This is a genomic window from Pseudomonas sp. ADAK13, from assembly GCF_012935715.1.
Taxonomy (GTDB): domain Bacteria; phylum Pseudomonadota; class Gammaproteobacteria; order Pseudomonadales; family Pseudomonadaceae; genus Aquipseudomonas.
On sequence record NZ_CP052860.1, the window covers coordinates 5,256,687 to 5,267,774 of the forward strand.

An 11,088-nucleotide genomic window follows, 5' to 3' on the forward strand; every position below is an offset into this window, starting at 1 on the left:
GTGGCGAGGGAGCTTGCTCCCGCTGGGGTGCGAAGCGCCCCCAAAAGCTTGCGACTGCTACGCAGCCGAGCGGGAGCAAGCTCCCTCGCCATCCTTAACCAAGGAGTATTTGTATGCGAATCGGACTGGTTGGATACGGCCACGGTGGCCGCTTTTTTCACGCACCGCTGATTGCCAGCCTGCCGGGGGCGACCTTTGTCGGCGTGGTCACCCGTTCACCTGAACGCCGCCAACAGTTGGCGAAAGAGCATCCCGGCGTAAAAGCCTTCGATAGCATCGGCCAGATCGTCGAGGCGGGCGTCGATGCGCTGGTGATCTCCACCACCCTCAAGGGCCGCCCCGCGTTGGTGCTGGAAGCCATCGAGCACGGCGTGGCGGTGGTCAGTGACAAACCTTTTGCCAGCAATGCCGAACAAGCCCAGGCGTTGATTACCGCCGCCGAGCGCCAGGGCGTGTTGCTCAGCGTCTACCAGAACCGGCGCTGGGACTCGGACTTCCTGACCCTGCGCAAGCTGATCGACGCGGGCGCATTGGGCACCGTCACCCGTTTCGAATCCCGGGTGGAACGCTACAACCCGGGCTCCGTGGGCAATGCCAGCGGCGGCGGATTCCTGCGGGACCTGGGCAGCCATCTGGTGGACCAGGCCCTGCAACTGTTCGGCCCGGTGGACCGGGTGTTCGCGCAATTGCACTACACCGAACAGGAGCCCACTGTGGATCACGGTTTCTTCGTGTCCATGACCCATGCCAACGGGGTGATTTCCCACCTGTGGGGCAGTGCCTTGCAGAACAGCCAGGCGCCGCGTTTCCGGGTGAATGGCACCGCCGGTTGCTACACCGTGGAAGGGCTGGACGGTCAGGAAGCGTTGCTGATGGCCGGCAAGACGCCGAAAACCGAAGGCGAGCACTGGGGCGCCGAGGAGCATCGACGCTGGGGCTGGTTCGAGCAAGGCGAGGAGCGCGAGCGTGTTCCGTCGGAAAAGGGTCGCTGGAATCAGTTCTATAGCCAGCTGCAAAGCGCGGTGGAAGGTCATGGCCCGCTGCCGGTGGATGCCCGGGATGCACTGGAAACCACCCGTGTACTGGACGCGGCACGCCTCAGTTCGGAACGCCGGCAGGTGGTGGAAATGGCCGCTTTGGAAAGCCATAAATGAAAAATAGAATAAAATTCTAAAATAAGTTGATATGGAAATTATTTTCCAATAAAGTCATTTCCAGGTTGCATAAAGTACGTTCGGACTCGATTCGGGCGACTCGACAAAAACAAGATCAAAACAACCAGGTACCGTCAGATGAAAATCTTCAACGCTGTACTGCGAGTTTTACGTCCTGCCCTCACGCCACGCGGCCTGCCCCGCGCCCGGCCGTTTTACTTCTCCCTCCTGAATGTCCTGTGCGTCGAAAGCAAGGGTTCCCTGGTGTGCTGCATTCCGGGGGCGCCGATCGTTCGACTGCCGACAGCTTCGCTCTGAAAAACGCAACGTCCACAAAACCAACAAGAAATTGGAGACAGACCGTTCATGAAGACCCCGATCCGTTTTACCGCACTGGCCCTGTCCATGATGCTCGCCAGTGGTTTCGCCACGGCCGCCGATATCAAGGTAGGCGTGAGCATGTCGGCATTCGACGACACCTTCCTGACCTACCTGCGTGAGGACATGGACAAGCAAGCCAAGTCCTACCCCAAGGGTGACGGCGTACAGCTGCAGTTCGAAGACGCCCGCGCCGACGTGGTCAAGCAACTGAGCCAGGTCGAGAACTTTATCAGCCAGAAAGTCGACGCCATCATCGTCAACCCGGTCGACACCGCGTCTACCGCCAATATCAGTAAAGCGGCGCTCGCGGCAGGCATTCCGCTGGTGTACGTCAACCGCCGTCCCGACCAGACAGATTTGCCCAAGGGCATCGTGGCGGTGACGTCCAACGACGTCGAGGCCGGCCGTCTGCAAATGCAGTACATCGCCGAAAAGCTCGGCGGCAAGGGCAAGATCGTGATCCTGCTGGGTGACCTGGCGAACAACTCCACCACCAACCGCACCAAGGGCGTCAAGGAAGTCCTGGCCAAATACCCGGACATCAAGATCGAGCAGGAGCAGACCGGCATCTGGCTGCGTGACAAGGGCATGACCCTGGTCAACGACTGGCTGACCCAGGGCCGCGAATTCAACGCGGTGCTGGCCAACAACGACGAGATGGCGATTGGCGCGTCCATGGCGTTGAAATCGGCCGGTACCAAGCCGGGCACCGTGCTGATTGCCGGGGTTGATGGCACGCCGGACGGCCTGAACGCGATCACCAAGGGCGACATGGCCGCGTCCGCCTTCCAGGACGCCAACGGCCAGGCCGTGGGTTCGGTGGAAGCCGCACGCAAGATGGCCAGGCACGAGCCGGTCGAGCAGAACGTGGTGATCCCGTTCAAGCTGATCACCCCGGACAACGTCAAAGACTTCAAGTAGCCCTTAATAACAACAATAAACCGGCAGGGCAGCCACGGCGGCCCTGCTGACGGAGTACCCGATATGTTTGCTCAAGCCACTGCTTCGCAAGCCCCGCTGCCGGGCCCTCAGCCCGACGGGCCGAGCGAGCCCTACCTGCTGGAAATTTCCAACATCAGCAAAGGCTTTCCCGGCGTCGTGGCCCTGGCCGATGTGCAGCTGCGGGTGCGCCCGGGCTCGGTGTTGGCGCTGATGGGCGAAAACGGCGCGGGCAAGTCGACGCTGATGAAGATCATCGCCGGTATCTATCAGCCCGACGCGGGTGAAATCCGCTTGCGTGGCAAGCCGATCAAATTCGAAACGCCGTTGGCGGCGCAAAAGGCCGGGATCGCGATGATCCACCAGGAACTCAACCTGATGCCGCACATGAGCATCGCCGAGAACATCTGGATCGGCCGTGAGCAGCTCAACGGCCTGCACATGGTCAACCACCGGGAAATGCACCGCTGCACCGCGCAATTGCTGGAGCGGCTGCGGATCAACCTCGACCCGGAAGAACACGTCGGCAACCTGAGCATCGCCGAGCGGCAGATGGTCGAGATTGCCAAGGCGGTGTCCTATGACTCCGACATCCTGATCATGGATGAACCGACGTCAGCCATTACCGACAAGGAAGTGGCCCACCTGTTTTCGATCATTGCCGACCTCAAGTCCCAGGGCAAAGGCATCATCTACATCACCCATAAAATGAACGAAGTGTTCGCCATCGCCGATGAAGTGGCGGTGTTCCGCGACGGTGCCTATATCGGCCTGCAGCGGGCCGACAGCATGGACAGCGACAGCCTGATCTCGATGATGGTGGGGCGTGAGCTGAGCCAGTTGTTCCCGGTGCGCGACAAGCCTATCGGCAAGCTGCTGCTGTCGGTGCGTGACCTGCGCCTGGACGGGGTATTCCAGGGCGTCTCGTTTGACCTGCACGCCGGGGAGATTCTGGGCATCGCCGGGCTGATGGGCTCTGGCCGTACCAACGTGGCCGAAACCATTTTTGGCATTACCCCAAGCTCCGGCGGCGAGATCCAGCTGGACGGCAAGACCGTACGCATCACCGACCCGCACATGGCCATCGAGAAGGGCTTCGCGCTGCTGACCGAAGACCGCAAGCTCAGTGGCCTGTTCCCCTGCCTGTCGGTGCTCGAAAACATGGAAATGGCCGTGCTGCCGCATTACACCGGCAACGGGTTTATCCAGCAGAAAGCCCTGCGGGCCCTGTGTGAGGACATGTGCACCAAGCTGCGGGTGAAAACCCCGTCGCTGGAGCAATGCATCGACACCTTGTCCGGCGGCAACCAGCAAAAAGCCCTGCTGGCCCGCTGGCTGATGACCAACCCGCGGTTGCTGATCCTCGACGAGCCCACCCGCGGTATCGACGTCGGTGCCAAGGCCGAGATCTACCGGCTGATTTCCTACCTGGCCAGCGAAGGCATGGCGGTGATCATGATTTCTTCGGAGTTGCCGGAAGTGCTGGGCATGAGTGACCGGGTGATGGTGATGCACGAAGGCGACTTGATGGGCACCCTGGACCGCAGCGAAGCGACCCAGGAAAAAGTCATGCAACTGGCTTCCGGTATGACGGCGGTCCACTAACGAACAGACGGCGCCGGCCCGTTGCGGCCGGCGCAATGCGATAAAAAAAGGTGAGTGGTTATGAACGCGATACTGGAAAGCAAACCCGAGGAAAAGAAGCCTGCTGCGGCGCCGGTCAAGCACCGTCGACGCATGCCCACCGAGCTGAGCATCCTGCTGGTGCTGATTGGCATCGGCCTGGTGTTCGAGCTGTTCGGCTGGATCGTGCGGGACCAGAGCTTCCTGATGAACTCCCAGCGCCTGGTGTTGATGATCCTGCAAGTGTCGATCATCGGCCTGCTGGCGATTGGCGTCACCCAAGTGATCATCACGACGGGTATCGATCTGTCGTCGGGCTCGGTGCTGGCGTTGTCGGCGATGATCGCCGCCAGTCTGGCGCAGACTTCCGACTTTTCCCGGGCGGTGTTTCCCTCCCTGACGGACCTGCCGGTGTGGATACCGGTGGCGATGGGCCTGGGCGTGGGGTTGCTGGCGGGGGCTATCAACGGCAGCATCATTGCGGTTACCGGGATCCCGCCGTTTATTGCGACCCTCGGCATGATGGTTTCGGCCCGTGGCCTGGCGCGTTACTACACTGAAGGCCAGCCGGTGAGCATGCTCTCGGACTCCTACACCGCGATCGGCCATGGCGCGATGCCGGTGGTGATCTTCCTGGTGGTGGCGGTGATCTTCCATATTGCCCTGCGCTATACCAAGTACGGCAAATACACCTACGCCATCGGCGGCAACATGCAGGCGGCGCGCACCTCGGGGATCAACGTCAAGCGCCACCTGATCATCGTCTACAGCATCGCCGGCTTGCTGGCAGGCCTGGCGGGCGTGGTGGCCTCGGCACGGGCCGCCACCGGGCAAGCGGGCATGGGCATGTCGTATGAGCTGGACGCGATTGCCGCCGCCGTGATCGGCGGCACCAGCCTGGCGGGCGGGGTAGGGCGTATCACCGGCACCGTGATCGGCGCGCTGATCCTCGGGGTGATGGCCAGCGGGTTTACCTTCGTCGGCGTGGATGCGTACATCCAGGACATCATCAAGGGCCTGATCATCGTGGTGGCGGTGGTGATCGACCAGTATCGCAACAAGCGCAAGCTCAAGCGCTAACACGGTCCTCAGGGCTACATCAATCAACATGTGGGAGCTGGCTTGCCTGCGATAGCGTCAACTTGGTTTCGCTGACAGACCGAGTCGTCTGCATCGCGGGCAAGCCCGGCTCCCACATGAGCGTTTTGCCATCAACGTTTAACCGTTTGTCTTCTATATAGCTCCACAACACTGAATTTCTTGCTATAAACGCACTCCGATGACCGTTCGCCGAGCCCGTCCTGGTGCCTTTGCGGGTTATCTTGGAAAAAATGCCTGTCATTTCAGTTGCTGAGCCCTCAAGTCGGCCTTAGACTGCCGCCCCTCGTAAATTGAGTGCCGGGTGGCGCTTGAAATGGATGGCGCCTTTCCGAGACCTGCAGAGGCCTGCCGGAACGCTCCCTTATTCGCCTTGATGCACGTATTTTTTATAGAGAAATCAATGACAAAGGAAAAGTTGCTGGCCATGCCGGCGGATGACTACATGAATGCCGAGCAGCACGCTTTTTTTGAGCAGTTGTTGCAAGACATGAAAGTGGAACACCACGAGCGCATTGAACAGAACCGCATCGCCATCGAAAGCCTGGACACCCCGGCTGACCCGGCTGACGCTGCTTCTGTCGAAGAAGAGCGCACCTGGCTGGTGAATGCCATTGACCGCGACCAGCGCATGCTGCCGCAACTTGAGCAGGCCCTGGGCCGTATCAAGGAAGATTCCTTCGGCTGGTGTGACGACAGCGGCGAGCCTATCGGCCTCAAGCGCCTGCTGATCAGCCCTACCACCAAGTACTGCATCGAAGCGCAAGAGCGCCACGAGCAAATCGACAAGCACCAGCGTCAAGCCTGATGCGGTGAACTGCTGGAGCCGGGTTGCCCGGTTCCCAGCAGAAAACAGCCCGTTTCCCCCGTTTATTGATCTGCTGCAAGCCCCCCACTAAAGGCCCATGGATAATGGCCACATAGTGGCGTCTAATGCAGTCACAATAACGACAAGCAGTGGGGTAACGAACATGGCTGGAGACGGATCTCTCATGGGCGCGGCAGCGTCACCACCCGCGGTGGTGCGTCAGTTGCCCGGCTGGTTGACGCCGCTCCTGCAAAGTACCGCCCTGGTGCTGCTGCTGCTGGGCCTGGCGTTTGCCCAACTCTCGATTTACCTGTGCGTGCCGGTGGCCCTGTTGCTGATCTGGCTGCCCCGCCTGAAACATCGCACCCCCAGTAGTGCACCTTCCGAAGCCACCGATGCGATCGGCGAGCTGACCCGCGACCTGTCCTACACCACCAGTCATAACGCGTTGTCTGCGGCGGGCGTGGCCTATTCGGTCAAGCAACTGGCGGCCAGGCTGCAATCGCAACTGGGCGCGGCCAGGCAGATTGTCAGCAGTGCCGAAGTGATGATTGGCACCGAGAAGGTCACCTCCGAGTTGAGTCGCCAGGCCCTCGGTGCCGCCAGCCAGGCCCATCAGCGCAGCACCGAAGGGCGCGAAGTGCTGGCGCAATCCATCACCCGCATGCATCAGCTCAGCCAGCGCGCCAACGACAGCCGCCAGTTGATCGAGGCCTTGAGCCAGCGCAGCGAAGAAATCCAGCGCGTTACCCTGGTGATCCAGTCGATCGCCAGCCAGACCAACCTGCTGGCGCTGAACGCGGCGATTGAAGCCGCCCGGGCCGGTGAGCATGGTCGCGGCTTTGCGGTGGTCGCCGACGAAGTACGCGGCCTGGCCGGGCGAACCGCCACCGCGACGGATGAAGTCGGGGTGATGGTGGCGGATATCCAGCAGCGTACCGCTCAGGTGGTGGAGCAGATCCGGCAATTGTCGGCGGATTTGCAATCCGGTGTCGAACAGGTGGAGCACGCCGGTGAGCAACTGGATAGCATTGCCACCCTGGCAGCGGATGTGGAGGGCCAGGTCAATGAAATCGCCCAGGGCACCGACACCAACCGCGCCCAACTCGACAGCCTGTTCCATGCGGTGGAGCAGATGCGCAGCGATTTGACCGTCAGCGACCAGCAGACCCAACAACTGGCCGCCGCTGCGGTGCAAATGGAAGGGCAGGCCGAAACCATCAGCGAGCGCCTCGCCGAGGTCGGCCTGGACGACTACCACCAACGCATCTACGACCTCGCCCGCGAAGGCGCGAGCCGGATCGCTGCGCAGTTTGAAGCCGACGTGCTGCAAAACCGCATCAGCCTGGACGACCTGTTCGACCGCAGTTACACCCCGATTCCCAACACCCGGCCAAGCAAGTACCACACCCGTTTCGACAGCTATACCGACCAGGTGCTGCCGGCGATCCAGGAGGCCTTGTTGCCCCGGCATGAGGGCCTGGTGTTTGCAATTGCCTGCACGCCACAGGGTTATGTGCCGACCCACAACAAGGCGTTTTCCCAGACATTGACCGGCGATGCCCAGGTGGACGCGCTACAAAACCGCACCAAACGCAAATTTGAAGACCGCACCGGGATCCGCTGTGGCAGCCACCAGCAGGCAGTGTTGCTGCAAACCTACACCCGCGATACCGGCGAGTTGATGCACGACCTGTCGGTGCCGATCACGGTGAATGGCAGGCACTGGGGTGGTTTGCGGCTGGGCTATAAACCCGAGGGACGTTAACCCGACGGGTCGATTGTTGCAGGTTATGCAAGGGAGCTATTCCGGGGATAGCTTTTTCCAACTGGAGGAAAACCGTAGCATGGCGAACATTGTTAGCCAGCTAACTAAATCCCTGGAGGCTCTCCATGCAAAACAAAGTCGATGTCGCCGTGATGATTGGCAGTGGCGTACCGCCAACCCTGCGTGCGCTGGGGCAAAAGGCGTGTTGGGTGGTGTTGCTTAACGGCGAGCAGCGTGGCACAGCCTTCGCCAGTCGTGATGAAGCTGAGGAGTGCAGGGCTGCCTGGGAGGCGCTGTTGCGTCTGGAACAGTCAGACAGCCTGCATTGAGGGAATCAGCGTGGCTGGTGCAGGCGCTGGTTCAGTTCATCGACCGCGATGGCCCACACTGCGTCTTCACGCAGTTCATCTTTCAGGAACTGGGCTTGTTGCGGCGACCAGAAGTCCGCATCGATCAGCTTTACGTCATTGGCCAGGGTATGTTCGCCGATGAAGGCGTCAATCGCCTCCGGGGACGATTCCAGTCCAAGTTGTTCAAACAGGTCTTCGAGGGTGTAAGTCGGCGCTTCCATATCGTTCTCCATGCAGGCTGATCATCGTATGCATGGGAGGGTTGTAGCGGGGCAGAGTTCGATCGGATTGTCGCCCCGGGTAATCAGGAGGTCAGTGCGCCTGAGTCGACGGCGGCTTTAAGCGCTTTGGCGGCTTCCTTTGCTGCTGTGTGGGCGGCGTCTACGGTTTTGAACCAGCGGTCCTTTTCTACCTGATGGGTCGTCACGGTGGTCAGGGGCGCCTTGGCCCGCATCACGATCACGGCTTGAAATTCACCGTCTACTTCCCTGGCTTCGCCATGGATGAAAAATTCGCCTATATCAAATTCCGTCACGTATAGCCTTCCCTTGGAGGTAATTGCGCTGATGAAACCTGCACCGCAAGGGGACAAATCTCAATGGACGGACCAGTATGGCAGTTGTTACGCGCTGGCGGCGCAGTAAAGTCAACCAGATGACGAAACGACAGCGCCGAGGTTCAGCCGTGGGGCGCTTGCAGGATGGCTTCAAGTTGTTTGGCCAGTTCGCACGCCTGGCGATGGCCGCTGCGAAAACCTTTGATCCGCCCGCTGGGCACTTCAAGGATATGAAAGAAGTTTCTTCCGGCGGGTACTACACGATAGAGAACCGAATGCAGGCAACTGCCCTGGGTGTATAGGGAGTAGAATTGGCCGTCATCCATAAAAGATGAACCTGTGTTCGAGGGTGTGGCAATCGGTTGAGGTCGTTGCATAATCAGCTCCTGTCGATCGATCCTGCGGACCCGCTTGCAATATTTCGGGTGGTTTTGACCCGTGTTGCTGTTTTAGTATTGTTGTCAGCATCCGGCGTCCGGTTCCATCCAAGGCATTAGTTTCTGTGTTGGATGTCGGAAAACCGCATTTTTTAAGGGTTATTGTCTGAAGTAGGGCGGCCAGTATTCTCCGGCCATTAAACCTGTGATTTCCTGCAACGCTCGGCGACCTTGCGTAAGGTACGTCGGGCACGCCTGTACTAGTCTTATGGCTTTGCAGCGTGGGCCTTCTTCAGTTTTTCAGTGGATTTGTCGTGTGATCGTGCCGTTTCGGCCGTTTTTTTGTGCTGCCCGCCTGGCGGTCAGCACCTTTTTGATGTGGGGGCGTTTCCTTGGCAGTCAGTAATCTGGATATGCACGCGTTGTTCGTGCTGGGTGATTTGCGCGCAAAGTTGGTCAAGCAGTTTCAGTCCCGTTTCGTCTACATCACTGAGCAGACACCTGAAGGTATCTACATCGCCGAGATCGATACCGAAACGGCGCTGGTGGTGGATGACAAGCCGCGATTGGAACTCAAGGTCGGTGATCATTTCCGGGCCGCTGTATTGCCCAGTCGCGAAGGCGGCAAGTTCGAACTGAAGTTTCGCGATATCAAGTTGACGGTGTACGGCCTGGGCGACTACGCCTTTGTTTCCTCGGCCGAAGGCCAGGGCATCGTGTTCAAGGAAGGCCACAGCGTAATGTTGGTATTCGCCGCCAATGAGCAACTGGTAGAGGGCCTGACCAAGACCCTGAAGGCCGTCACCGGCAAGGCCGCCAAATGGCGCAAGGGTGAACTCGTGACCTTCAAGGCCAGCGAGTAACGCCGGTTACATGCCCTGTTCCCCGGAACCTCTACTACAGTTGAGTTGACTTAAGTATTCAGAGGCTTCGCGGTGTTACAGCAAAGCCGTTCGCTATTGCTGTAGGCATGAGGTGCAAAGCATGAAAGGAATTCGAGCACTGTTGGCCGCGTCACTGACGACCCTGAGTCTGTCGGTGGTGTCGCTGCCGGTATCGGCCGCCCAGGCGCCGATTCATTTTGCGGACCTGAACTGGGAAAGTGGCAGCCTGATCACCGAGGTGCTGCGGGTGATTGTCGAAAAGGGCTATGACTTGCCCACCGACACGTTGCCCGGCACCACCATTACCCTGGAAACCGCCCTGGCGAAAAACGATATCCAGGTGATCGGTGAAGAATGGGCCGGCCGCAGCCCGGTGTGGGTCAAGGCCGAGGCTGAGGGCAAAGTGGTGGGCCTGGGGGATATCGTCAAGGGTGCCACCGAAGGCTGGTGGGTGCCGGAATACGTGGTCAAGGGCGACCCCGCCAAAGGCATCAAGCCCCTGGCGCCGGAACTGCGCAGCGTGAAAGACCTGGCGCGCTACAAGGACGTGTTCAAGGACCCCGAAGCACCGGATAAGGGCCGTTTCCTCAACAGCCCGATTGGCTGGACCTCGGAAGTGGTCAACAAGCAAAAACTCAAGGCGTATGGGCTTGACGGCAGCTACGTGAATTTCCGCAGTGGCTCGGGTGCCGCGCTGGACGCCGAGATTGCCTCGTCGATCCGCCGGGGCAAGCCGGTGCTGTTCTATTACTGGTCACCCACCCCGCTGATGGGGCGCTACAAGCTGATCCAGCTCGAAGAGCCACCGTTTGACGCCGAGGCCTGGAAGACGCTGACCGATGCAGACAATCCTGACCCGAAACCCACACGTTCCCTGGCTTCCAAGCTGAGCATCGGTGTGTCCACGCCGTTCCAGAAGGAGCATCCGCAGATCGCCGAGTTCTTTGGCAAGGTCGACTTTCCTATCGAGCCGTTGAACAAGGCGCTGGCCGAGATGAGCGAGAAGCACAGCCCGCCACGTGAAGTCGCCCAGGCGTTCCTCAAGGATCATCCGCAGATCTGGAAGGCATGGTTGACTGAGGATGTGGCGCAGAAGGTGGAGACTAGCCTGAAATAGAAGATACCTGTAGGAGCCCGGCTTGCCGGCGAT

At 59.9% G+C, this 11,088-nt stretch carries 12 protein-coding genes; 9 read left to right on the plus strand and 3 right to left on the minus strand.

What is annotated here, in order from left to right:
- Nucleotides 1-113 precede the first annotated feature (113 nt).
- The 7 genes from HKK54_RS24310 (at nucleotide 114) to HKK54_RS24340 (ending at nucleotide 8,100) form a co-directional block, all read left to right on the plus strand.
- The gene (locus HKK54_RS24310) at nucleotides 114-1,154 is read left to right on the plus strand and encodes a Gfo/Idh/MocA family protein (RefSeq protein WP_010173161.1); all 1,041 of its coding nucleotides are present in this window, start codon (nucleotides 114-116) and stop codon (nucleotides 1,152-1,154) included.
- 366 nt (nucleotides 1,155-1,520) lie between these two features.
- Nucleotides 1,521-2,456, plus strand: coding sequence for a sugar ABC transporter substrate-binding protein (locus HKK54_RS24315; protein ID WP_010173158.1), 936 nt, complete (start codon nucleotides 1,521-1,523; stop codon nucleotides 2,454-2,456).
- 63 nt (nucleotides 2,457-2,519) lie between these two features.
- The gene (locus HKK54_RS24320; RefSeq protein ID WP_010173155.1) at nucleotides 2,520-4,079 is read left to right on the plus strand and encodes a sugar ABC transporter ATP-binding protein; all 1,560 of its coding nucleotides are present in this window, start codon (nucleotides 2,520-2,522) and stop codon (nucleotides 4,077-4,079) included.
- 60 nt (nucleotides 4,080-4,139) lie between these two features.
- The gene (locus HKK54_RS24325) at nucleotides 4,140-5,177 is read left to right on the plus strand and encodes an ABC transporter permease (protein WP_003214704.1); all 1,038 of its coding nucleotides are present in this window, start codon (nucleotides 4,140-4,142) and stop codon (nucleotides 5,175-5,177) included.
- Nucleotides 5,178-5,598: 421 nt separating this feature from the next.
- Entirely contained in the window at nucleotides 5,599-6,003 is a 405-nt protein-coding gene (locus HKK54_RS24330; RefSeq protein ID WP_010173153.1) for a TraR/DksA family transcriptional regulator, read from the plus strand.
- A gap of 547 nt (nucleotides 6,004-6,550) precedes the next feature.
- On the plus strand, nucleotides 6,551-7,771 hold the full coding sequence (locus HKK54_RS24335) for a methyl-accepting chemotaxis protein (protein WP_442962341.1): 1,221 nt from the start codon (nucleotides 6,551-6,553) through the stop codon (nucleotides 7,769-7,771).
- Between the two features lie 125 nt (nucleotides 7,772-7,896).
- Nucleotides 7,897-8,100, plus strand: coding sequence for a hypothetical protein (locus tag HKK54_RS24340; RefSeq protein WP_010173149.1), 204 nt, complete (start codon nucleotides 7,897-7,899; stop codon nucleotides 8,098-8,100).
- 5 nt (nucleotides 8,101-8,105) lie between these two features.
- Here the strand turns inward: HKK54_RS24340 and HKK54_RS24345 are convergent, their stop codons facing one another.
- The 3 genes from HKK54_RS24345 to HKK54_RS24355 form a co-directional block, all read right to left on the minus strand.
- The gene (locus HKK54_RS24345; protein ID WP_010173147.1) at nucleotides 8,106-8,342 is read right to left on the minus strand and encodes a DUF2789 domain-containing protein; all 237 of its coding nucleotides are present in this window, start codon (nucleotides 8,340-8,342) and stop codon (nucleotides 8,106-8,108) included.
- A gap of 83 nt (nucleotides 8,343-8,425) precedes the next feature.
- On the minus strand, nucleotides 8,426-8,656 hold the full coding sequence (locus HKK54_RS24350; protein ID WP_010173145.1) for a hypothetical protein: 231 nt from the start codon (nucleotides 8,654-8,656) through the stop codon (nucleotides 8,426-8,428).
- A gap of 143 nt (nucleotides 8,657-8,799) precedes the next feature.
- Nucleotides 8,800-9,003, minus strand: a complete 204-nt coding sequence (locus tag HKK54_RS24355; protein ID WP_081480109.1) for a hypothetical protein — start codon at nucleotides 9,001-9,003, stop codon at nucleotides 8,800-8,802.
- Nucleotides 9,004-9,467: 464 nt separating this feature from the next.
- Here HKK54_RS24355 and HKK54_RS24360 point away from each other — a divergent pair, with 464 nt between their 5' ends.
- Both HKK54_RS24360 and HKK54_RS24365 read left to right on the plus strand, forming a co-directional pair.
- Nucleotides 9,468-9,917 (plus strand): hypothetical protein, encoded by a 450-nt coding sequence (locus HKK54_RS24360; RefSeq protein ID WP_010173142.1) that lies wholly within the window; start codon nucleotides 9,468-9,470, stop codon nucleotides 9,915-9,917.
- Between the two features lie 121 nt (nucleotides 9,918-10,038).
- Nucleotides 10,039-11,055, plus strand: coding sequence for an ABC transporter substrate-binding protein (locus HKK54_RS24365; RefSeq protein ID WP_169388102.1), 1,017 nt, complete (start codon nucleotides 10,039-10,041; stop codon nucleotides 11,053-11,055).
- The last annotated feature ends 33 nt before the right edge of the window (nucleotides 11,056-11,088 follow it).